This is a genomic window from Granulimonas faecalis, from assembly GCF_022834715.1.
Taxonomy (GTDB): Bacteria; Actinomycetota; Coriobacteriia; order Coriobacteriales; family Atopobiaceae; genus Granulimonas; species Granulimonas faecalis.
On the sequence record NZ_BQKC01000001.1, the window covers coordinates 1895596 to 1918845 of the forward strand.

The window sequence follows — 23250 nt, forward strand, 5'->3', positions numbered from 1 at the left end:
TCAGGGGGCCATGAGCAGGAGCATGCCCGTGAGCATGCAGGTCTTGAAGACCCAGGTCTCGTAACGGCCCTCGGCGCGACCCACGCGCTTGATCACGCAGTCGCCGTAGATCGCCCTGACGACGGGAGCGGTGTTGCCCATATGGAGTTGTCCTTCTGGTGAGAGGCGGAGGTGCCCGAGTGCCCGAGCGCCCGAGACGCCCCGCGGGCCCGCCGCAAAGGTGGCGGATGGCCTGACGGCGGCCGCGCAACCAGCCTAGTGCAAAGCGGGGGTGTCGCGTAAGCGCCGGCGTCGACCGGAGGGCGCCACGGCCGGAGGGTGGCCATGCTCAACGGCAGAACGACGACCCTGGCCTAACCCAGCCTCTCCACCTTGACGCCGTTGCGACCCACCTCGATGTCCAGGGCCGCCAGGACGTCCAGGGCCTTCTCGGCATCCTGCCGCGCGTGGGTCACGCGCTCCTTCTTGAGGCCGCGCCCCGCCTCCACCGCCGCCACAGCCGCCGCGTGGTCGCCCTTGTGGGCGGCGTTGACGGCATGCCAGTCCACGCCGGCGAACCAGCCGGCAACGGTGAGGTCCAGCGGCACCCTGCCCTCCAGCATGAGCATGGCGATCACCGGGTAGCCAGCGTAGCCCTGCCAGTACGTGGCGTTGTCGTTGCTGCGGTAGACCTCGCGGCCGTCGGCGCCCGTCTCGCGGCGCACCGTGTAGCGCCTGGCGCCGTCGCTCGACACCACGGTGCAGGTGGCGCCGTCGTCGCCCAGGCGCGCATGGCCGTCCTCGACGGCCGTCCAGGCCTCGTAGACCTTCTCTGCGGGAGGCAGCTTCTCCACAGGGACCATCCCTTCCATCTGTCAGAAGTTGGAACCGTTCCAGCCGAAGTCGGGAGTGGAGCCGTACCGCACGTAGACGCGCGCCGGGTCGATGCCCAGGACGTCGCGGAGCTCGTCGCAGATGGGCCCGGTCATGGACCCCCAGACCGCCGGGTCCACGGCGGCGCGGGAAAAGACGTCCACGGTCACGTAGGCAGCGGGCTCGTCGGCGGAACCGCCCATGTAGATGGGCAGGTCGTCGTCGAAGACGCACATGAGCCAGGACTCGCTCTTGCCCGGGACCTTGGCGATGAGGGCGCCGTAGAACGACTTCAGGGTGTCGCGCTGGCTCTCGGAGACGGGCTCGGAGGTGTAGGTGCGGATGACGGGCATGGCCTCTCCTCTCACTGGCTGACGAGGGGGTTGTACCCGCCGACGGACCCTGCCGGCGCGCCCATGGCCACGAGGGCCGCCGCCACCACCTGACCGTCACGGCACACGAGCACGGAGGACGAGGACGGCGGCTCCGGCCGGGGCGCGGGGCCAACGGAGGGCGGGAGCCCGGCGTCGGCCAGCGCAGGCAGGCGGGAGGCGTCCACGCCGTCGGCGCGCAGGACGTCCAGGCGATCGCCCTCGAAGCACTGGCGCAGGAAGTGGACCTCCATGTCGCGGACCTCGAGACGGTCGTAGACGGCCGACGGGAACGCGTCCACCACGAGGCCCGGGTAGCGCAGGTTGGTCATGTGCCGGAACGAGTCGAGGTCGGTGAAGCCCACGGTGTGGGTGCGCACGCGATCGAGGGGTGCGGGGTCGGCCGGGAGGTCGCGCCACGGCCCCACCGGCGCCGTGCCGAGGTCGCGCTCCAGGGCCGACGGCGCAAGGCCCACGGCCTCCGGCGTGGCCACCGCGCGGGCGCGCACGTCGTAGAAGCAACTCTCCACGCGGCCCGCCGCCACGAGGGCGCCGTCCTGCTCGACGAGGACCTCGTTGTTGAGGAAGCGCGCACCCGGCGCCGCGTAGATCCAGGTGGTGAGGGTGACCGGCACGCGCACGGCGGCCTTGCGGGCCACGGCCAGCCGGTAGCGGGCGAACATCCAGCCGATGCCGCGGGTGCGCACGAGGTCGTCGTGGTCGAGGCCCAAGGCGGCGGCGTGGCCGAGCACCGACTCCTGGAGCATGGCGAGGAGCCCGAGCGTGCCGACCCGACCGCTCTCGTCGGCGTCGCGGTACAGGGGCGTGTAGGCGGTCCGGAAGGCCACGGGTCTCTCCTTGGGGCGGGGCGGGCGCGGGCGCGACACCCGGTCACGGGGCTGGTGCATGGGGTTTATTCCCCGACGCCACCCGGGCACTTCTGTCCCAATGGTCGGGCACTTTTGTCCCAACACCCGGGCACTTCTGTCCCAGCCTCACGCGGTTTCATGCACGGCCGCCCACATCGACGGCCCCATGGACGCAAAAGGCAGTTCGCCAAGGCCCCCTTGGACCGAGGGGCCTTGGCGAACACGGGCAACCCATGCAGGGCGCCCATTGCAATCAAGAAAGAAACATACGAAGTGACAGATGGGCCAGGCACCTCTGTCACGTCCTGCCTAGCGCGGGGACCTGCCGCTCTCCTCCGTCAACAGCCGCAGCAGCGGCTCGGCCGATGCCAGGCCCTCGGCGTCGGCCTGCCACCGCCAGTTGCCCTCGGCCTGGCCCGGAACGTTCATGCGGGCCTCGGTGCCCAGGCCCATGACGTCCTGCAGCGGCATCATGACCACGCGCGTGTCGCTCCGGAGCGCATCGGCCATGATCCTCTCGGCGACGGTGAGCGCCTCGTTGTCGTCGGCGATCCCGTAGGCGGAGCGCACGAAGCCCAGCAGGGTGTCGGTGTCGTGGGTGCTCGTGTAGGCCACCTTGCCCGGGGTCGGGGCGTAGCCGCCCCTGAGGTCGGCATCGGCGAACTCCAGCACGTCCATGCCGGGGAAGCCGCATTGGGCCACGAGGCCGCGGATGGCCGGCGTGATGGTGCCCAGGTCCTCGGCGATCACGGGCAGCGGGCCAAAGACCTCGGCCGCCCGCTCGAAGAGCGCCTTGCCCGGGCCCGGCAGCCAGCGGCCCTCGGTGGCCTTCTTGCCGGCGGGCACCGAGTAGTAGTTCTCAAAGCCCACGAAGTGGTCCAGGCGCACGTAGTCGTAGAGCCCGAAGGCCCTGCGCAGGCGCTCGACCCACCAGCCGTAACCGTCGTCGGCCAGGCGGCCCCAGTCGTAGGTGGGGTTGCCCCACAGCTGCCCCTCCGGCGCGAAGGCGTCGGGCGGCACGCCGGCCGACTCGTCCTTGCGGCCGTCCTCGCCCAGGTTGAAGACCTCGCGGTTGGCCCAGGTGTCGGCGGAGTCCTCGCTCACGTACATGGGCATGTCGCCGATGAGCGACACGCCGCGGTCGTTGGCGTAGGCCTTGAGGCCGTCCCACTGCTCCTGGAACACCCACTGGCAGAACCGGTGGAAGCCCACGCGCCCCGCCAGTACCGGGTCGTCGAGGAGCGCCGGCGAGTACTCGCGGTAGCGGGCCGGCCAGTCCTGCCAGGCCACGGACTCAAGCGGTACGCCGTCGTCCGCATCCACGGCCACCTCGCCGGCGGCCACGGCGTCGCGCACGGCCATGAAGGCGCAGTAGGGGTCGAGCCAGTCGGCGTTGGCCTCCGAGAAGGCCGAGAGGCGCGCCTCTGTGAACACGCGCTCGTCCACGCGGCCGCGCCCGGCGAGGCCCGCCGGCAGCCCGGCCACGCCCTTGGCCTCCCAGGCCTCCCAGAGCCCCTCGAGTGTCCTGCCGCACCCGTCCACCAGCGCCGTGTTGCCCGCGAAGGCGGAGAGCCCCGCGTAGGGGCTGCCGAAGGAGTCGGTGGGGTTCACCGGCAGCACCTGCCAGTAGCCCTGGTGGCAGCGCTCGAGCCAGTCCACGAAGTCGTAGGCCTCGGGGCCCAGGGTGCCCGGCCCCTCCTCGCGGGGCAGGGAGGTGATGTGGCACATGACGCCCAGGCCCCGCTCGAAGGGCTTGGCCAGGGGGCTCGGCCCGTGGAAGTAGAGCAGGGCGCTCCCCAGCTGGCCCAGGGTCACCACGACCTCGTCGCCGTCGCGCTCGGGCACGCGCCCGCTCACCAGGTCGTCGCAGAGCTCGGCCACCATGGGCAGCCGCACCTCGTGGACGTCGGAGAGCGAGCGGTTCACGAGCACGCAGATGCGCTCCCCGGCCTCGTCGTCGCCGGCCGCCGGCGTGCGCCAGAAGCCGTAGACGTCGGAACCCACGGAGAACGGCTCGAACCCGCCGTTCACCAGCATGGGGAACTGCCGGCGCAGGTCCATCGCGTTCTTGTAGATGGCGCCGCAGTCGGCGTCCTCGTGGCCCCAGGGATAGGTGCCACGGTTGTACGGGTCGGTGTAGCCCTCGAGGCCGGCCTCGTCGCCGTAGTACACGCAGGGCACGCCCGGCGAGCACATCTGCACGAGGGTGGCCAGCCACAGGCGCCCCTTGGCGAGTCCGCGCTGCCCCTCGGAGAGGCGGTACCCGCGGCGCTGGTCGTCGCTGAGGGAGTCCTTGTCGGGCGCGCCGCCAAGGATGGTGAGCAGGCGCGTGCGGTCGTGGCTGCCCAGCAGGTTGAGGGTGGCGTAGAAGGCGTCGGGCGGGTAGTTCTCCTTGAGCGACGCCATGCGCTCCGCCATCTCCTCCGCGGGCCAGGTGCCGCAGACGTAGTGGAGCAGGGCCTCCCTGAACGGGTAGTTCATGGCGCTGTCGAGCTCGGTGCCGCAGAGGTACTTGCGCACCTCGCCGTAGGCCAGCTTGTTGGAGGCGTCCTCCCACACCTCGCCCAGGAGCAGGGCGTCGGGCAGCACGCGGTCCTCGGCGGCCTTGATGCCGGCGATGAAGGCGTCGTTGAGCTCGTCGGCCACGTCCAGGCGCCAGCCGCGGGCGCCGGCGCGCAGCCAGTGGGCCACCACGCCGTCGGGGCCGTAGACGAAGTCCTGCCACTCGGGGTTGGCCTTGTCGGTGTCGGGCAGGTCGTCCACGCCCCACCAGCAGGTGTAGGTGCCGTCCTCCTGCATGAGGTACCAGGGTCGATAGGGCGAGTCGGGCGACTGCCAGGCCCCCACGGAGTCGTAGTTGCCGAACTTGTTGAAGTAGCGGGAGTCCACGCCCGTGTGGTTGAACACGCCGTCGAGGATCACCGAGACGCCCATCTCGGCGGCCTCGGCGCACAGGCGGCGGAACCCGGCCTCGTCGCCCAGCATGGGGTCCACGGCCAGGTAGTCGCCCGTGTCGTAGCGGTGGTTGGACTGCGCCTCGAAGATGGGGTTCAGGTAGATGGCCGTGAAGCCCATGTCGCGGATGCGGCCCAGCTCCTCGCGGATGCCCTCGAGCGTGCCGCCGTAGAACTCCCACTCGGCCACGCGGCCCGAGTCGTCGCGCTTGTACGCGGGCGGCTCGTCCCAGTCCTCCACCAGGGAGCGGGGCACGCCGCCCACGCGCTCCTGGGAGAGGGCCGCCTCCGTGCGCTCGCGCCAGTCGGCCCCGCGCTTGTAGCGGTCGGGGAAGATCTGGTAGACCATGCCGCCCTTGTACCAGTCGGGCGTCACCTCGCGGGGCCTGTACACGGTGATCTGGAACGACGGGGGCATGTGATCGTACATCTGCCCCACACCGCCGGTGCGGCCCTCGCGGGCGCCGTAGTAGCGCACGGTGCCGTCGGAGCCCTCGAGGAGGAAGGCGTACCAGACGATGCCGAGCTCCTCGCACGGGACCTCGCCGGTGAAGGTGAGGCGGCCGTCGTCGGCGGTGTCGACGAGCTCCATGGGCAGGAAGGTCTCGCCGACGCCGTCGACCCACGTGCGGATGGATGCCTGGGTTCCCGGGTCGTCCCACACGTCCACGGTCAACGTGACGGCGCCGCCCTGGGGGGCGGCGCCGTATGGGTCTCTGTACCGGGAGCCCCTGCTGTTGTGAAGGGCTCTCATGGTTTTCCTCTCGTTCTCGGGGTGCCGCCCGCCTAGCCGCGGTCGGGCGAGATCACCTCGGGGTGGAGCGTCGAGTACAGGTCGATGTAGCGGTTGGCCGCGACGGTCCAGGAGAAGTCCTGGCCCATGGCCTGCCGCTGGAGCGAGGACCAGGCCTGCTTGTCGGTCCAGAATACCTCGCAGGCGTTGAGCACGCAGTCGCACATCTCCTCGCCGTTGAAGTTGGCGAACGAGAAGCCCGTACCCTCGCCGGTGTAACGGTTGTACGGGGTGACGGTGTCCTTGAGGCCGCCGGTCTCGCGGACGATGGGCAAGGTTCCGTAGCGCATGGAGATGAGCTGCGACAGGCCGCAGGGCTCGAACAGCGACGGCATGAGGAACATGTCGGCGCCGGCGTACATGCGCTGGGACAGGCCCAGGTCGAAGTCGATGACGGCTCTCATGGACCCCCTGTACTTCCAGTCGAAGTAGCGCAGGGAGTCCTCGTAGGCACGGTCCCCCGTGCCCAGCACGGCCACCTGCACCGAGCGGCCCAGCAGGCGCTCGAGGCCGTACTGCACGAGGTCGAGGCCCTTCTGCTTGGTGAGGCGGGTCACCATGGCCACGAGCGGGCGCTCGGCGTTGACCTCCAGCCCGAGCTCGCGCTGGAGGGCCTCCTTGCAGGCGGCCTTGCCCGACATATCGTCGATCGAGTAGTTGAACGGCACGGCCGGGTCGGTAGCCGGGTTCAGGGAGTCCACGTCGATGCCGTTGACGATGCCGTGGAGCGCGCCCTCGCGCTGGCGGAAGATGCCGTCGAGACCCTCGCCGAAGAACGGGGTCTTGAGCTCCTGGGCGTAGGTGGGGCTCACGGTGGACAGCAGGTCGGAGTAGATGAGCGCGCCCTGCATGTAGTTCACCGTCTTGGGGCCGCAGTACATCTGACCGACGGCCTTGGGAGCCGAGAGCAGGCCGGCGGTGTCGAGCACGGAGTCGCCGTACTGACCCTGGAACTTGGCGTTGTGCACGGAGAACACGGTGCGCACGTTGTCGTAGAGCGGCAGTCCCTGGTAGTACTCGCGCAGGAAGACCGGTGCGAGGGCGGTCTGCCAGTCGTTGCAGTGCAGGACGTCGGCCCGGAAGTCGGGCAGGTACTGCAGGCTCTCCGTGATGGCCTTGGAGAAGAACGCGAAGCGCTCGCCGTCGTCGAAATAGCCGTAGAGGCCGCCGTCGCGCTTGAAGAAGTGCTCGTTGTCAATGAAGTAGAACTCCACGCCGTCGGACACGATGCGCTCGAGGCCGCAGTACTCGCTGCGCCACCCCATGTTGAGGTAGAAGTCGCAGACGTGCTCCATCCGGTCGACGTACTCCTGCTTGATAGAGCCGTACTTGGGCGTCATGACCGCGACGCGGCAGCCCGCGGCCGCGAGGGCCTTGGGCAGCGAGCCGGCCACGTCGCCCAGGCCGCCCGTCTTGGTGAACGGGGCGACCTCGGCCGAGGCGAAGACGATGCGGAGCTTCCTGCGGACCTTGGCGGACACTAGAGGGTTCCCTTCCCCTTGATGAGGACGTCGTCGGTGGTGCCGCGGAGCTCGGTGCGGGCGGGCACCACGTTGTCACGGTCGATGATGGCGTTCTCCACGCGGGCGCCGCTCTCGACGGTGCAGGACTGCATGATGATGGAGTTGCGGACGGTCGCGCCGGCCTCGACGATGACGCTGCGGCCGAGGATGGAGTTCTCCACGCAGCCGGCGATGCGGGAGCCGCCGGCCACCAAGGCGTTGGACACCTTGGAGCCCGGCTCGTACTTCGCGGGCGGGTTGTCGTGGGCCTTGGTGTAGATGGGGCGCTCGTCGCCGAAGATCTCGTCGTCGATCTCGGGGTCGAGGAGCTTCATCGAGTTCTTGTAGAAGCACTTGGCCGAGAAGACCGCCATGGCCGGGCCATCGAAGGTGAAGGTCCGGACGTTGACGCGGTCGAGGTCGCCGATGAGGGCCTCGAAGAGGTCGAGGTAGTCCACGGCTTCGTACCAGCCGAGAAGCTGCTTGAGGATGTCGATGGAGACGATGAAGGTGTCCATGAAGGCGGTGTCGCCGAACTGGACGCCCTGATGTACGCCGGTCACGCGGCCGTTCTCGGTGTGGAAGCCGGTGAGGGAGACGTTCTCCTCGGAGGCGCGCTTGGTCACCACGGTGATGTCGGCGCCGGACTTCACGTGCTCGTCGATGAGCTCGGTGTAGTCCATGTTGAGGATGATGTTGGCGGCCGAGAGGACCACGTAGGGACGGGTCTCCTTCTCGAGGAACATGCGGTTGTCGATAAGGTCGCGGATGAGGAAGCGCGCGCCGGAGCGGGAACTGCCGAAGGCGGAGCCGGGCAGGTTGAACAGGCCGCCGTGCTTGCGGTCGAGGGACCAGTCCTTGCCGCTCTCGACGTGGTCCATGAGGGCGCGGTAGTTGTAGGGCAGGATGAGGCCCACGGTGCGCATGCCGGCATTCACCATGTTGGACAGGGCGAAGTCGACCATGCGGTAGCGGCCGGCCACCGGGAGCGCCGCAGGGGGGCGCGACTCGGTGAGGGCACTCGGGTTCTTGACGGAATAATTGGCGGTGATGAGTCCGATGCAGCGATCCACGGTTACTCCTCCCCCTTTCCAACGACGACGTTGTCACCGACGACGGCGGTGTCCTTGACCTTGTCGACACTGCCGAACTTGACGTTCTCCTCCACGACGGCGCCCTCGCCCAGGATGGCGTTCACCACGTAGGCGCCGGCCATGACCTTGGCGCCGGGCAGCAGGATGGAGTCGACCACATGGGCGCGCGGGCCCACGTAGGCGTCCGTGGACAGGATGGAATGCTTGACCTCGCCGAACACGCGACAGCCGTTGGCCACGAGGGAGTCGTCCACCGAGGCGGCGGTGCCGATGAGGTGGGGCGGGCGGGTGGGCGCGTTGCTCATCACCGGGAAGTCCTTGTTGTACAGGTTGAACTCCGGGTTGGCGCCCAACAGCTGCATGGCGGTGTCGTGGTAGGACGAGATGGTGCCGACGTCGCGCCAGAAGCCGTTGAACTCGTAGCAGAAGATGCGACGGCCCTCCTCGAGCATCTTCGGGATGATGTTGTTGCCGAAGTCGTGCTCGGAATCGGGATCGGCGGCGTCCTCCTTGAGGGCCTGCACCATGAGGTCGGTTGAGAAGATGTAGATGCCCATGGAGGCGAGGTTGGAGTCGGGCTGGGCCGGCTTCTCGGTGAACTTGATCACCGAGTCGTCCTCGTCCTTGGTGATGATGCCGAAGCGGCTGGCCTCGTCCCACGGCACCGGCATGACAGAGATGGTGAGGTCGGCGTTGTTCTTGATGTGGACGTCCAGCATCTTACGGTAGTCCATGGAGTACAGGTGGTCGCCCGAGAGGATGAGCACGTACTCGGGGTCGTTGCTCTCGATGTAGCCGAGGTTCTGGTAGATGGCGTCGGCCGTGCCGGCGTACCAGGAGCCGCCAGCCTCGGTGGCGAACGGCGGGAGCACGGAGACGCCCGCGCCGCGCTCGTCGAGGTTCCAGGCCGCGCCGGTCCCGATGTAGCTGTGGAGCAGGTAGGGCCTGTACTGCGTGAGGACACCGACGGTGTTGATGTCCGAGTTGGCGCAGTTGGAGAGCGCGAAGTCGATGATGCGGTACTTGCCGCCGAAGGACACGGCGGGCTTGGCGATGGACCGGGTCAAAGCCCCGAGACGGGAACCTTGGCCGCCGGCAAGAAGCATGGCGAGGCACTCCTTCTTGCTCATTTGATACCCCTTCCGATCTGTCAGGGGGCCGACGGCGCCGGCCACTCCCTCAATTTGAAAATACTCTAAACGTGCCAGATGTCTTCAGCGTACTCGCGGATGGTTCTGTCTGAGCTGAAGAAACCGGAGTTCGCAGTATTTGCAAGCGCCATCCGGTTCCAGCGGCGGCGGTCGCCGTAGACCTCGCCCAGGTGCTCCCACGCCGAGACGTAGGGGCGGAAGTCCTTGAGGACGAAGTCGGCGTCGTTCTGATGCATGAGGCCGTCGTGGATGAGGCTGAAGTCGCCGGACAGGCGGGCGAAGGTGCCGTCCACGAGCTCGTCGACCACGCGGCCGAGGCGGTCGCGGTCGCGGTTGTACTCGTCCCAGGCGAAGTAGTCGCCGCGGGACTTGTAGCCCTCGACGTCGGCCACCTCGAGGCCGAAGATCTCGATGTTCTCACGGCCGGCCAGCTGGGCGATCTCGACGTTGGCACCGTCGAGGGTGCCCAGGGTGATGGCGCCGTTGGCCATGAGCTTCATGTTGGACGTGCCGGAGGCCTCCATGCCGGCGGTGGAGATCTGCTCGGAGATCTCGGCGGCCGGGTAGATGAGCTCGGCGTTGCCCACGGAGAAGTTGGGGATGAAAGCTACTTTGATCATCTCGTTGGCACGGGGGTCGTTGTTGACCACGTCGGCCACAGAGTTGATGAGGCGGATGACCTCCTTGGCGTAGGTGTAGCTCTGGGCGGCCTTGCCCGAGAAGATGAAGGAGGTCGGGCGGGGGCGGTAGGAGGGGTCGGCGACGATGCGGTTGTAGACGTCCATCACCTTGAAGATGTTGAGCAGCTGGCGCTTGTAGGCGTGGAAGCGCTTCACCTGGACGTCGAAGACGCTGTCGCAGTCGAGCTCCACGCCGGTCTGCTCACGCACGTACCGGGCCAGGCGCTCCTTGTTGAGGCGCTTGGAGTCGGCCATGGCGTCGAGGAACACCGGGTCGGCTGAGAAGGCCTCGAGGCGCTTGAGCTCGCTGGCGTCATCGAGCCAGCCGTCGCCGATGGCGTCGGTGATGAGCCGCGAGTAGCTGGGATTGGCGTTGCCGAGGAAGCGGCGGAACGAGATGCCGTTGGTCTTGTTGTTGAACTTCTCGGGCGTGAGCTCGTAGAAGTCCTTGAGGACCTCGCGCTCCAGGATGTCGGTGTGGATCTTGGCCACGCCGTTCACGGAGTGGGAGCAGATGATGGACAGGTTGGCCATGCGGACCTGGCCGTCCCAGAGGATGGCGGTGTCGCGCAGCAGGTCCATGCGGTCGCCGTGCTCGACCATGAAGTCCTCGCGGTAGCGGCGGTCGATCTCCTCGATCCACATGTAGATGCGGGGCAGGAGGCGGCGGAAGACGTCGATGGGCCACTTCTCCAGGGCCTCGGGCAGCACCGTGTGGTTGGTGTAGCTGATGGAGCGGGTGACGATGCCCCACGCGGTGTCGTAGTCCAGGCCCTCCTCGTCCACGAGCACGCGGAGGAGCTCGGCTCCGCACATGGCCGGGTGGGTGTCGTTGGTGTGGATGGCGACGGCCTCGGGGAACGCGGCCCAGTCGACGGTGCCGTCGGCGCCGGTGTGCTCGCGCTTGAAGGTGCGCATGATGGAGCCGATACCCGCTGCCACGAACAGGTACTCCTGCTTGAGGCGCAGGATGCGGCCGTGCTCGCCGGCGTCGTTGGGGTAGAGGATCGTGGAGATGGCCTCGACGTCCGTGCGGAACTTGGAGGCGTCGGCGTAGGCGCCCTCGTTGAAGGCGTCGAGGTCGAAGCGCTCCTCCACGGGCTCGGCTGCCCACACACGCAGCTTGTTGACGGTGTTGCCGCCGTAACCCACCACGGGGATGTCGTAGGGCACGGCGTTGACGGTCTCGCCGCCCTCCAGGGTGAACCAGTAGCGACCGTCCTCCTCGTGGCGTACCACCTCACCGCCAAAGGTCACCGGCACGGCGGACTCGGGGCGACGCACCTCCCAGGGGTAGCCCTTGGCCAGCCAGTTGTCGGTCTCCTCCACCTGGCGGCCGTCCTTGATGACCTGGCGGAACAGGCCGTAGCGGTAACGCATGCCGTTGCCGTAGCCGGCGATGCCCTCGTGGGCCATGGAGTCGAGGAAGCACGCGGCCAGGCGGCCGAGGCCGCCGTTGCCGAGGCCGGGGTCGACCTCGCAGGAGGAGACGGCCTCGAGGCTCGTGCCCATCTCGGCGAGACCCTCGCTCACGGTGTCGAGGATGCCGAGGTTGAGCAGGTAGTTCTCGAGGAGGGGGCCGATGAGGAACTCGAGGGAGAAGTAGAAGACGCGCTTCTTGCGCTGAGCCTCGATGGCGTTGTCGTTGCGCACGTGGATGGCGCGGGCGCGGAAGGCGACGAGCTTGCAGAGGGCGGCGAAGCGCTCGTGGTCGTCGGCCTCGTCGAAGCCCTTGCCCACCTCGGACTCGACCATGCGGCGGTACTCGCGTTTGAACTGCTCGGTGTCCTTGAAGATCTCGTTTTTCATGTATGCGCTCTCTCTCGAAGTGGTGTGGGCTGTCCCCTAGCGCTTGGTGGAGCGCTTGGACGGCTTCTTGGCGGCCGTTTTCTTGACTGGAGCCTTCTTGGCGGCGGGGGCGGCCTTGGCGGCGGAGGCTGCGGCCTTCTTCACGCGGGCCTCGGCGACGGAGGCGACGGGCTCGGCCTTCTTGGCGGCCTCGGCCTTGGGCGCGGCGGCCTTGGGCGCGGGCTTGGGGGCCCCGTCCTTCTTCACGGCCGGCTTGGAGGCGGCGGGCTTCTCCGCCGCGGCCTTGGCGGGCGCCTTCTTGGCCGGAGCCTTCTTGGCGGGCGCGACCTTCTTGGGAGCGGCCTTCCTAGGCGCCGCCTTGGGCTTGGGGGCAACGTAGGACGACTTGCCGGTGCGCTTGAGCACCACGCCGGCCAGGGGCGGCACGCGCAGGACGATGGAGTCCTCGCAGCGGTCGGTGGCCGTGGGCGTGGAGACGAGGGTGCCCTCGTTGATCACGCCGGAGCCGCCGAACTCCACGGCGTCGGTGTTGAAGACCTCCACGTAGTTGCCCTCGCGCGGCACGCCGAGGCGGAACTCCTCGTGGGTGGCCGGGTCGAAGTTGATGACCACCACGCGGTCGTCCACGGGGCGGTCGCCGTGGCGCACGTAGGAGACGATGGACTGCTCGCTGTTGTCGGCGTCGATCCACTCGAAGCCGCCCTCGTCGTAGTTGTGCTGCCAGAGGCCCTTGTTGTCGCGGAAGAAGCGGTTGAGCTCGCGGACGAAGTGCTGGAACTTGCGGTGGGTGTCGTACTCGTCGGTGAGGAACCACTGGATGCCCTCGTAGTAGCGCCACTCGATGAACTGGGCGATCTCGTTGCCCATGAAGTTGAGCTTGGCGCCGGGGTGGGTCATCTGGTAGAAGGCGAGGTTGCGCAGGCCGGCGAACTGGCGCCACCAGTCACCGGGTTGGCGCTGGATGAGGGACGCCTTGCCGTGCACGACCTCGTCGTGTGACAGCGGCAGGACGTAGTTCTCGGAGTAGGCGTACATCATCGAGAACGTGAGCAGGTTGTGGTTGCCGGGGCGGTACGGGAAGTCGGTCTTGCAGTAGTTGAGGGTGTCGTTCATCCAGCCCATGTCCCACTTGTAGTGGAAGCCCAGGCCACCCACCTCGGCGGGACGGGTCACGAGGGGCCACGCGGTGGACTCCTCGGCCATCATCATGGCGTCGGGGTGGTACTTGCCCACGGTCTCGTTGACGTGGCGCACGAAGTCGATGGCGACGAGGTCCTCCTCGGTGCCCTTCTCGTTGAACTTCTTCTGGGAGGGGTCGTCGACGCCGAAGTTCAGGTACAGCATGGAGGTCACGCCGTCCATGCGGATGCCGTCGGCGTGGTAGGCCTCGAGCCAGAACAGGGCGTTGGAGGTCAGGAAGGTGCGCACCTCGCCGCGGGCGTAGTCGAACTTGTAGGTGCCCCAGTTGGGGTGCTCCTCCTTCTCGTAGAGCTTGTGGCCGTTGAAGTGCACGAGGCCCTGGATGTCGCGGCAGAAGCCGCCGGGCACCCAGTCGAGGATGACGCCGATGTTGGCCTGGTGGCACCTGTCCACGAAGTTCATGAAGGCGCAGGGGTCGCCGTAGCGGGCGGTGGGGGCGTAGTAGCCGGTGGTCTGGTAGCCCCAGGAGCCGTCGAAGGGGTGCTCCATGACGGGCATGAGCTCGATGTGGGTGTAGCCCATGTCGGCCACGTAGCTCACGAGCTCCTCGGAGAGCTCGTCGTAGGTGAGGTAGGAGCCGCCGCCCTCACCGGTGCCGAGGCCGTCGAGGCCGTCGTCGTGGCGCCTCCAGGAGCCCAGGTGCACCTCGTAGATGTTGAGGGGGCGCTTGAAGTGGTCCGTACGGCCGCGGCGGCCCATCCACAGGCCGTCCTTCCACACGTGGCCGGAGAGGTCGGCGAGGCGGGAGGCGGTTCCCGGGGGGCACTCGCTCCAGAAGGCGTAGGGGTCGGCCTTGTACTGCTCGGAGCCGTCGTCGCACAGGATGTAGAACTTGTACAGCTGGCCCTCGGCGGCGCCGGGGACGAAGCCCTGCCACACGCCGCCGTTAGGGGTCTCGGTCAGGGGGTCGGCCTCGATGTTCCACTCGTTGAACTCGCCGATGACGGTGACCTTGCGGACGCCGGGGGCCCACACGGCGAAGGTGTAGCCGTCCCGGCCGTCGACGGTGGCCCTGTGGGCACCCATCTTCTCCCAGCTGCGGTTCCAGTCGCCCTTGGCCAGCAGGTAAAGGTCGTCTTTGGTGATGGTGTGTTCGGTGGCGCCCATGAAGCGCCCTCCCTTCTCTGCGGCCGCGGCCCCACAGAACCCGGCCCTCCGTTCAGGCTGCTGCCCGACGCTCTTCAGGGTATTTTGCGATTACGTGAGCCTACGATACCCGGTGCATCCCACATATACAAGTAAAACAGCGCCGCCCACTGCGATTTTTGCCGAAATGCCCCCCAAAAACCGTTGTTTCCGCTGGTGCATCCCAGTATTACTTTTTCTTTGCAAATAGGGTCCATCGGGGCGAAACCGACGATAAACCGTTGGTGACCATCGGGGTTGACCATGGATGGGAGACATTTTTTCACACTATATCCCTTGCCTTTTCAAAGGGATTAGTTAGGTACCGAATAAAAAAGTGACCCGGGAAGGGCGTCGGCACCCCCCCCCGCCAAGGGCGATGGGGCGATGGGAAGGACCGGGCCGGGGTCGGGGCGAGCCGGAAGACGAGAAAAGCCCGGCCCCTCCGAGGAGGGACCGGGCTCGAATCCAGGGAGCGGCCTTGGGCCGGGCGCCTTAGTAGTTGACGGCGCGCTGCTGGAAGTAGGACTGCGGGTGGCCGCAGACGGGGCAGACCTCGGGGGCGGTGGGGCCCACGTGCAGGTAACCGCACTTGAGGCACTGCCACACGGTGGTGTCGCCGCGGGAGAAGACCTCGCCGTTCTCGATGCGGTCGACGAGCTTGTTGTAGCGCTCCTCGTGGGTCTTCTCGATGTCGCCGACGAGCTTGAACTTGGCGGCGATCTCGGAGAAGCCCTCCTCCTTGGCGACCTTGGCGAACTCGGCGTACATCTCGGTCCACTCGTAGTTCTCGCCGGAGGCGGCGTCCTTGAGGTTGGTCATGGTGTCGGGCACGTGACCGCCGTGAAGGTACTTGAACCAGAGCTTGGCGTGGATGGACTCGTTGCCGGAGGTCTCGGAGAAGATGTCGCCGATCTGGACGTACCCGTCCTTGGCGGCCTGCTTGGCGTAGTAGCTGTACTTCATCGCGGCCTGGGACTCGCCGGCGAAGGCGATCTCCAGGTTCTTCTTGGTCTGGGACTCATTGAAGTCGATGGTAGGCATCCTGTCCTCCTTGGATGTGACGGCCTGTGATGCGGGCGTTTGCCCAACTTTCAGAGGCTAGGATACCCAACCGCGCCGACGGGGACGGCTCTATCGACAACTCCACATTCCGTCCCCACGGCGACAGAACCCCTCGGCCGCAAGCTCCTCCAGAAGCTCCTCCACCAACCCGGCGGCCGGCTCCGGGCGCCCCTTGGCCGCCTCCTGCTCCCCCAGGGAGGCCACGGCGTCTTCCAGGGCGAGGCCGCCGGCCCCTACCTCCCGCGCCTCCAGAAGCAGGCGCACCAGGGCGGCGCGCTTCTGCCGCCGGGAGCCTTCGAAGGCCGACTGGCGCCCATGGGCGGCCGACCGCCGGGAGGGGTTGGGCACGGTCCTCTTGAGATGGGCCCCGTAGTCGAGGAGGGCGTAGTACCAGCCGCGGGCCCCCACCTCCGGACAGGCCTCCTCCACCAGGGGGACGAGCACCCGGTCGGGGACCTTCTCGCCGTCGGGAAAGAACTCGTGGAGAAAGACCGCCCTTACGTTGGTCTCGAGGTAGACCCCGGGGAGGTCGAAGGCGAAGGCGCGGATCCCAGCCGCCGTGGCGGGACCGATGCCGGGCAGCGAGACGAGGTCGGCCGCGTCCCGGGGCACCCGGCCGCCCCAGCGCCCGCAGATCTCGGACGCCGCCCGCTGGAGGGCCAGGGCGCGGCGGTTGTAGCCCAGCCCCTGCCACTCGGAGAGGACGTCGGCCGTCTCGGCGGCGGCCAGGGACGCCGGGTCGGGAAAGCGCGCGAGCCAGCGCTGCCAGCGCCCGTCCACCCGCGACACCTGGGTCTGCTGGAGCATGACCTCGCTCACCCACACCCCGTAGGGGTCGCGGGTGCGACGCCAGGGCAGGTCGCGCCAGTGGAGGCGCCCCTCGGCGAGCACACGGCGGCGGAACGAGTCCATCGAGGGGGGCTGCCGGTCGTCGGCGCCGGTCACTCCCACAGTAGCACCGGCCATCCGCGGCGCTTGGCCACCGAGCGCAGGGAGCGGCCGGGGTCCACGGCGTAGGGGTGCCGGGCGAGGGAGAGCATCTCCTCGTCGGAATGGTGGTCGCCGAAGGCGTACTCCACCACCCAGTTGTCCGGGCCGAAGCGCCCGTCGGCCCAGCGGGTCACGGCGCGGCACTTGCCCGCACCCTCCACCACCTCGCCGTCCACGGCGCCGGTCATGTGGCCTTCCCCGTTCACGGCCATGCGGGTGGCGAGGAACGCGTCCATGCCGATATGGCGCGCGGCGGCCTGGGCGATGCCGTGGAAGGTGGCCGAGACCAGCACGCACACGCACCCGTCCTCTCGGCAGGCACGCACCTGCTCGAGGGCGGCGGGGCGGTAGAAACGCGTGAGGACGTCGTCGTGGAAGCGGCCCATGATCTCCAGGATCTGGGCCCTGGTGAGGCGGTCGAGGTCGTTCACCAGGTAGCCGCGCACGGCCGCCTGGTCGTGCGGGAGATGCAGGGTGTAGCGGGCGCCCCAGAGTATCACCTTGAGGGCCGAGAGCGGGCTGATGTAGCCGTTGAGCAGCAGGTACTTGGTGAACTGGGTGCCCGACTGGGCCGAGATGATGGTGCCGTCGTAGTCGAAGACGGCCAAGCGCGCCTTGGGCGCGACGGCCTCACCCCGTCGACTGGTGCCGCTGTCGTCAACACTGGCCACTGGCCGGACTCTCCTTGAAAACGTTCCCATTGCGGTGCAGATACCCCAACAGCATAGGGCCTATCAGGGGCAGGGGGAAGAAAAGCGCGAAAAGGCCGATGCGGCGGCGTTCGCAAGAAAAAGGACCGGAGGAAAACCTCCGGCCCTGCAGGTCCAACGTGGCGGGATGTAAGGGACTTGAACCCTCGACCTCCGACGTGACAGGCCGGCGCTCTAACCAGCTGAGCTAACACCCCGTGCGCCTTGGCGCGAGCGTTAGTATTGCACGACTGCTGCTGGCGATGCAAGCGTGAATCGGAACTTTTTTCCCGACGGCGGCATTTGGGACAGAAGTGCCCGACCATTGGGACAAAAGTGTCCGGGTGATGGGACAGGGGCGCCTACCCCAGCGACACGGTCTCGGTCACGTCGTTGTCGAAGGAGAGAACCAGGTTGGAGCCGTCCAGCTTGGCGGACGAGACGGTGCCACTCCCCTCCACCGGGGTGCCGTCGTCGTGGGCGAGCACCGACTCCACGGAGCCGTCGCCCATGACCCACGAGACCACGTTCCACGACCCGCCGAGGTTCTCGGGGATGAGAAAGCCGCCGTTGTAGAGCACCACGGTCACCGGCGTGCCCTGGAGCCGGAACAGCACCTGAGGGTCGCCGTCGGCGCCCTGGGTGCGCACGAAGGAGTAGCCCGCGCCGTCGTCGTCCTGGCGCACGCCGTAGGTGTAGCCGGCGTACTCGATGCCCTGGCCCTGGTCGTCCTGGGTCTGCTCCACGCGGGCGGGGGTCTGGCCCGCGTCGCCGTCGAGGGACGTGGGCACGGTGTGCAGCGCGCCGATGACCACCACGGCGAGCACGACCACCACGCAGGCTGCCGCCACGCCCAAGCCGATGGCCACCGGCCGGCTCACGTGGGCGCCGCCATGACGGGAGGCCACGTGGGGGCGCTTGCCCCGGTTCAGGCGCGCCGACCCGCCGCGACGGAAGTTCTCGCGGGCCGCCGAGGCGGCCTCGGAGGCCGAGCCACGGTCGTGGAGCACGGCGCCCTGGCCCGAGGCGAGGGTGGAGAAGGCCCCGGTCTCGGAGGGGTCCACGCCGATGGGGCGGGGGGCGCCGTCGGGCACGGTGACGACGTCCTCGGGGCCGGAGACGGGGGGCACGTCCACGGGACCGACCGCGGCGCGGGGTACGGGGGCCTCCTCCTGCTGCCTCCGGGCGCCGAAGCGACGCGGCTCCGACGACTTCCCGGGCCTTGCGGCGTGCTTGGCGTGTCTTGGCGTACGGGACGACCCGTCGCTGTAGGGGTTGTTCGCCATGGTCTCCTCGATGTGCGGGCCCGTGCCCGTGCCTCGGCAATGGTTACCCCAGCATCTTAGACGGTTTGGCAACCCCGGATACCCGCCCGTCACCGGTCTCGGCATCCACGAACATGAAAACGGGCCCCTCTCCGCAGCAACTCCACGGAGAGGGGCCCGTTCGGCCGAGGCGGCGACCACGAGGGCTAGCGGCGCGCCTCGCTCACGGTGCGGTGCACGGTACCGGCGGAAAGCGCCCAGCACACCGCCATGTAGCCGCCGTAGACCACCACGAACACCAGGGCGCCGGCCGCCGTGGCCCCCACGATGTCGAAGGGGGTGACCAAGGAGACGATCTCGCCCACCTTGGTGAGGGCCACCGCCGAGTGGGCCACGCCCACGGCCAGGGGCAGCAGGAAGTAGAAGAGCACCTGGCTGAGCAGGGAGCGGTTCTGGAGGCCCCGGGGGCACCCCAGCTCGTTGAGGAGACGGTAGCGCCCGGCCGAGTCGGCCACTCCGGAGAGCATCTGGATGGCGAGCACCGCGGCCACCGACATCACAAGCACGAAACCGATGTAGACCGCCATATAGCCCACGAGGCCCGTGAGGCTGCCCGAGCTCTCCCGCTGGTAGGCGAAGGTGCTGGAGTAGGTGAAGGTGCCCACAGCGCGGCCGTCGTCCATGAGCCAGTTGGCCCGCTCCACATCGGCGTCGGACTCGCCGCGGGCGAGCAGGGCCGAGGCGGGGAGGGAGTTCTCGTCGAAGTACTCGTCGAAGGCCCCCACCTGGTCGTCGGGGGCCATGAACTGCAGGAAGGACGTGGCAGGGGCCAGGCCGACCACCATGTCGTCGGGGACCACGAGGGTGCCGATGTTCTGGGAGACGCCGGAGTCGAACAGGGCGGCGCTCTCGTCGGTCACCACCTCCTGGACGGTGAGGTCGCGGCCGGCCACGGAGACGGGCAGGGCCGAGGCGGCCACCTGGTCCCAGAAGCGACCGAAGGTGGAGGGGCTGTCGGTGGTCACGATCATGGACCCCTCGTCGAGGGACACCGGCTCCATGCCCAGGAGCTGTCGGGAGGCGTTGTAGCTGGAAAGGGGCTCCAGGACAGGGTAGGTGTCGGCCGCGACGTCCGCGAGGTTGTACTCCTTCCAGAAGCCCATGGTGCCGGTGGCCTTGGCGACGTCGGCCAGGGACGTGCCACCCTCGGGCGCCCCGGGGACGTGCTGGTCGTAGGTGTTCACCTGGGCCGTGCGGACCCCGAACCGGTCGAAGTCGATGCCCAGGCGCCGGTAGTTCTCGGCCATGTCCACGGGGGCGGTGGCCTCGGCGAAGGCCTGGCCGTTGCCCTCGGAGGAGTACGCCTGGATGTTGCCGGAATCGAAGTAGAAGGCGTTCACCGACGCGGTGTAGGGGCTGCAGCGCAGGAGCGAGTCGTTGAGGGAGGTGGCCAGGGCCATACCCGTGGTCACCGAGGTGACGGCGAGGAAGAGCACCATGGCCGTGACCCCCATGGCGGCCGAGCTGGAGTTGATGCGGCTCGCCACCTGACGCACGGTGAACATGTGGAGGTCGCGCAGGTAGAAGTGCCTGAGGCTCTCGGCCCCCTTGACCAGCACCGTGGGCAGCGCCCAGAACAGCAGGAACGTGCCGGCCGTGACCATGGCCGTGGTGATGGCGAACTGCAGGTTGGCCTGGCCGTCCTCGCCCGTCGTGCTCCCCAGCATCACGGGGAAGCCCATGGTGAGCAGGCGCTGGTAGGCCCAGACGATGAGGGCCACGGACACCACCAGGGCCACGGCGGAAAGCACCGGGCGCCTGAGGCGCACCGACTCGTTGGCCCTGCCGCCCCGCACGAGCTCCACCAGGCGCAGGCGCGAGATGGTGCGCAGGTTGAACAGGAGCATGACCACGAAGGTGACGGCGAAGCAGGAGGCCACGGTGACGAGGGCGTCCCCGGAGACGATGAAGCGGAACTCCTTGACCGTCTCGTTGAACAAGGCCGCCGAGACGAAGACCAGGAGCTGCGAGGCGAAGAGCCCCAGCACGAGCCCCACCAGGAAGGCGGCCACGGAGGCCACCAGGGTCTCCACCGCCATGATGAGGCCCACCTGGCCGCGGGTCATGCCCAGGATCTGGTAGAGTCCGAACTCCTCCTTGCGGCGACGCACGAGGAAGTTGTTGGCGTAGACCATGAGGAACCCTAGGACCACCGCCAGGCCATAGGTGAGGCCGTGGAGCAGGTCGGCAATGAAGAGCAGGGTCTCGCTGGCCGACCCGGACAGGAACTCCCCCTGGACCCCGATGGTGTTGAAGGCGTAGAAGACCGCCACGCCCAGGGCGATGGTGACGAAGTAGACGGCATAGTCGCGCAGGGAACGGCGGACGTTGCCGAGGGCGATCTTAACGAGCATCGCCACCCCCCATCACCGAGATGACGCGGTTGACCTCGGCGAAGAACTCCTGGCGGTCGCGGTCTCCGCGGCGGACCTCGGTGAAGAGGCTGCCGTCGCGGATGAACAGCACGCGGTGGCAGTAGCTGGCGGCGTAGGCGTCGTGGGTGACCATGAGGATGGTGGTGTCGTAGTCGCGGTTGAGCCGCTCGAACGACTCGAGGAGCACCTTGGAGTTCTTGGAATCCAGGGCGCCCGTGGGCTCGTCGGCGAGCACGAGGGCCGGGTCGGCCACGATGGCGCGGCAGGCGGCGATGCGCTGGGCCTGGCCGCCGGACACCTGGTAGGGGTACTTGTCGAGCACCTCGGAGACGTTGAGGGAGGTGGCCACCTGCTCGGTGCGCTCGCGGATGAACGACGGCTTGCGGCGGGCGATGGTGAGCGGGAGCTCGATGTTCTCGCGGCAGGTGAGGGTGTCCAGGAGGTTGGAGTCCTGGAAGATGAAGCCCAGCTGGGTGCGGCGGAAGTCGGCCAGGGCGCGCTGGCGCATGTGGGCGACGTCGGTGCCGTCCACCACCACCTCGCCGGAGGTGGGCCGGTCGATGGTGGCGATGCAGTTGAGCAGGGTGGTCTTGCCGGAGCCGGACGGGCCCATGATGGCCACGGACTCGCCCTTGGCGACGGTGAGGCTCACCCCGTCGAGGGCCCGGGTGGCACTGGCGAGGCCTCCCCCGTACACCTTCACCAGGTCGCGGACCTCGAGGACGTTGGACATGGCGGTTCCTTTCTCCAGGGATCGTGCGGTGGGGAGGGTCAGCGGGAGAACACCCAGAGGGCGGCCATCATCACGGCGCCCACGACGGTCATGAGGGCCGTCCAGCACGCCAGCTCGACGGTTGACATGGAACCGTCCAGCACGGCCTGGTTGTTCTCGAAGTAGGTGTCGAGGGCCCGCTTCATCATGGTGCTCCTCCTCACGGGTCGGCGTTTCTGACGACTCCCATGGTGGAGGAGGGCCCCGGGGGCTGCCATCGATTGGGCTTACGGTGGGTGACAGTGCCGTAAGGGAGGGCCTGCCGGAGGCGCAGGGGGGCTGACGGCAGCCCCAGCGGCACCCGCCCCGGCACCTGAACACGGTTGAGGGCGGGTCCCTGCGCCGGTTTGCACGGGAACCCGCCCTCTAGGGCGCCCAAGGGTGCGAGATCCGCCCTCAGACGCGTTCAGGTGGGGAAAGGGTCGCCCTCAGACGCATTCAGGTGCCAAGAGGAGCAGCGGGCCGACGGGTGGGGGGGGTCAGGCCATGCGGCGGGCCTCGATGGCCCTGCCGAGGGTGACCTCGTCGGCATACTCCAGCTCGCCGCCCACGGGCAGGCCCGAGGCCAGGCGCGTCACCTTGACGCCCAGGGGGCGGATGGTGCGAGCCAGGTAGGTGGCGGTGGTCTCGCCCTCCACGTCGGGGTTGGTGGCGAGGATCACCTCGGCCACCTCGTCGGAGGAGAGCCGGGCCATGAGCTCGCGCACGTGGAGCTGCTCGGGACCCACCTTGTCCATGGGCGAGACGACACCGCCCAGCACGTGGTAGAGGCCGTGGTAGACGCCGGTGCGCTCGATGGCCGAGACATCGCGCGGCTCCGCCACCACACAGATGGAGGAGCGGTCGCGCGAGGGGTCGGCGCAGACGTCGCAGACGTCGCCCGTGGCGTACGAGAAGCACACGGGGCAGAAGTGCACGAGGCGTTTGACGTCGAGGACGGCCTGGGCGAGGCGCCGGGCCTCCTCGCCGTCCACCGACAGCAGGTGGTAGGCGATGCGCTGGGCCGACTTGGGGCCGATGCCGGGCAGGCGTCCGAGCTCGTCGAGGAGCCGCGTGAGCGCACGGCGGTCGCCGTCGGGTGATGGTGAGGGGGCGCCCAGGGGCGTCCCCGTGGGGTCGCTGCCGTACAAGGGGCTAGAACAGGCCGGGGATGCCCATGCCGCCCAGGTCCATGCCGCCAAGGCCGGTGGCGGAGGCCACCTCGCTGTTGGCCGCCTCGGAGGCGGAGTTGAGGGCGTCGTTGACGGCGGCCAGGATCATGTCCTGGAGCAGCTCGACGTCGTCGGGGTCGAGGGCCTCGGGGTCGATGGCGATGGACTTGAGCTGCATGTCGCCCGAGGCGACCACCTTGACCATGCCGCCGCCGGCGCTGGCGGAGACCTCGAGCTCCTTGGCCTTGTCCTGGGCCTGGGCGAGCTGCTCCTGCATCTTCTTGGCCTGCTGCATGAGCTGGTTCATGTTCACGCCGCCCATGTTGCCGCGGGGCATCCCGCCGCGGGACATGCGGTTCTTAGCCATGGGTTGACCTTTCTGTCGGGGGTGCGCCGGCGGAGGCCGGCGGTGCTGTCACAACTGTAGCGGTCGCGGCGCGTCATTTGTCTGGTCGTGTCCCAACGGTCGGACACTTTTGTCCC

Annotated in this window: 19 protein-coding genes and 1 tRNA gene; all 20 read right to left on the minus strand. The window is 68.4% G+C overall.

Annotated features, from left to right (window positions below; genetic code table 11):
• The 20 genes from OR600_RS08490 to OR600_RS08585 all read right to left on the minus strand — a co-directional run bounded on the left by OR600_RS08490 (window position 1) and on the right by OR600_RS08585 (window position 23134).
• Complete coding sequence (locus OR600_RS08490) at window positions 1–141, minus strand: hypothetical protein (protein WP_168354064.1); 141 nt, start codon at window positions 139–141, stop codon at window positions 1–3.
• Between the two features lie 212 nt (window positions 142–353).
• Complete coding sequence (locus tag OR600_RS08495; RefSeq protein ID WP_135978432.1) at window positions 354–833, minus strand: UCP014422 family protein; 480 nt, start codon at window positions 831–833, stop codon at window positions 354–356.
• A 21-nt stretch (window positions 834–854) separates the two neighbouring features.
• Window positions 855–1205: a phenylpyruvate tautomerase MIF-related protein gene (locus tag OR600_RS08500; RefSeq protein ID WP_265591002.1), complete on the minus strand. Its 351-nt coding sequence runs from the start codon at window positions 1203–1205 to the stop codon at window positions 855–857.
• Between the two features lie 11 nt (window positions 1206–1216).
• Complete coding sequence (locus OR600_RS08505) at window positions 1217–2071, minus strand: acyl-ACP thioesterase domain-containing protein (RefSeq protein WP_204829953.1); 855 nt, start codon at window positions 2069–2071, stop codon at window positions 1217–1219.
• A 330-nt stretch (window positions 2072–2401) separates the two neighbouring features.
• A complete protein-coding gene (locus OR600_RS08510; RefSeq protein ID WP_265591003.1) occupies window positions 2402–5800 on the minus strand; it encodes a 4-alpha-glucanotransferase in 3399 nt (1132 codons plus the stop codon).
• Window positions 5801–5832: 32 nt separating this feature from the next.
• A complete protein-coding gene (gene glgA, locus OR600_RS08515) occupies window positions 5833–7320 on the minus strand; it encodes a glycogen synthase GlgA (protein WP_265591004.1) in 1488 nt (495 codons plus the stop codon).
• Complete coding sequence (glgD, locus tag OR600_RS08520) at window positions 7320–8414, minus strand: glucose-1-phosphate adenylyltransferase subunit GlgD (protein WP_135978427.1); 1095 nt, start codon at window positions 8412–8414, stop codon at window positions 7320–7322. Before glgD ends, glgA begins: the two co-directional genes overlap by 1 nt.
• Before the next feature lie 2 nt (window positions 8415–8416).
• Window positions 8417–9565 (minus strand): glucose-1-phosphate adenylyltransferase, encoded by a 1149-nt coding sequence (locus OR600_RS08525; RefSeq protein WP_251164167.1) that lies wholly within the window; start codon window positions 9563–9565, stop codon window positions 8417–8419.
• Window positions 9566–9630: 65 nt separating this feature from the next.
• Window positions 9631–12075, minus strand: coding sequence for a glycogen/starch/alpha-glucan phosphorylase (locus tag OR600_RS08530; RefSeq protein WP_135978425.1), 2445 nt, complete (start codon window positions 12073–12075; stop codon window positions 9631–9633).
• 36 nt (window positions 12076–12111) lie between these two features.
• Complete coding sequence (glgB, locus tag OR600_RS08535) at window positions 12112–14382, minus strand: 1,4-alpha-glucan branching protein GlgB (RefSeq protein ID WP_135978424.1); 2271 nt, start codon at window positions 14380–14382, stop codon at window positions 12112–12114.
• A 513-nt stretch (window positions 14383–14895) separates the two neighbouring features.
• Window positions 14896–15444 carry a rubrerythrin gene (gene rbr, locus OR600_RS08540; protein ID WP_135978423.1) on the minus strand — a complete coding sequence of 183 codons (549 nt, stop codon included), beginning with the start codon at window positions 15442–15444 and terminating at the stop codon, window positions 14896–14898.
• Between the two features lie 90 nt (window positions 15445–15534).
• A complete protein-coding gene (locus OR600_RS08545; RefSeq protein ID WP_204407980.1) occupies window positions 15535–16431 on the minus strand; it encodes an HhH-GPD family protein in 897 nt (298 codons plus the stop codon).
• The gene (locus OR600_RS08550; RefSeq protein ID WP_204407979.1) at window positions 16407–17126 is read right to left on the minus strand and encodes an HAD family hydrolase; all 720 of its coding nucleotides are present in this window, start codon (window positions 17124–17126) and stop codon (window positions 16407–16409) included. The genes OR600_RS08545 and OR600_RS08550 overlap by 25 nt, the downstream gene beginning before the upstream one ends.
• A gap of 159 nt (window positions 17127–17285) precedes the next feature.
• A tRNA-Asp gene (locus OR600_RS08555) sits at window positions 17286–17362 on the minus strand.
• A gap of 144 nt (window positions 17363–17506) precedes the next feature.
• Window positions 17507–18430 carry a hypothetical protein gene (locus tag OR600_RS08560; RefSeq protein WP_135978421.1) on the minus strand — a complete coding sequence of 308 codons (924 nt, stop codon included), beginning with the start codon at window positions 18428–18430 and terminating at the stop codon, window positions 17507–17509.
• A 185-nt stretch (window positions 18431–18615) separates the two neighbouring features.
• Window positions 18616–20823: an FtsX-like permease family protein gene (locus OR600_RS08565; RefSeq protein WP_265591005.1), complete on the minus strand. Its 2208-nt coding sequence runs from the start codon at window positions 20821–20823 to the stop codon at window positions 18616–18618.
• Window positions 20813–21577, minus strand: coding sequence for an ABC transporter ATP-binding protein (locus tag OR600_RS08570; protein WP_135978419.1), 765 nt, complete (start codon window positions 21575–21577; stop codon window positions 20813–20815). Before OR600_RS08570 ends, OR600_RS08565 begins: the two co-directional genes overlap by 11 nt.
• A 38-nt stretch (window positions 21578–21615) precedes the next feature.
• Window positions 21616–21765 carry a hypothetical protein gene (locus tag OR600_RS08575; protein WP_168354062.1) on the minus strand — a complete coding sequence of 50 codons (150 nt, stop codon included), beginning with the start codon at window positions 21763–21765 and terminating at the stop codon, window positions 21616–21618.
• A gap of 330 nt (window positions 21766–22095) precedes the next feature.
• Complete coding sequence (recR, locus tag OR600_RS08580; protein ID WP_135978481.1) at window positions 22096–22716, minus strand: recombination mediator RecR; 621 nt, start codon at window positions 22714–22716, stop codon at window positions 22096–22098.
• A 34-nt stretch (window positions 22717–22750) separates the two neighbouring features.
• Window positions 22751–23134: a YbaB/EbfC family nucleoid-associated protein gene (locus OR600_RS08585; protein ID WP_135978418.1), complete on the minus strand. Its 384-nt coding sequence runs from the start codon at window positions 23132–23134 to the stop codon at window positions 22751–22753.
• Window positions 23135–23250: the final 116 nt, after the last annotated feature.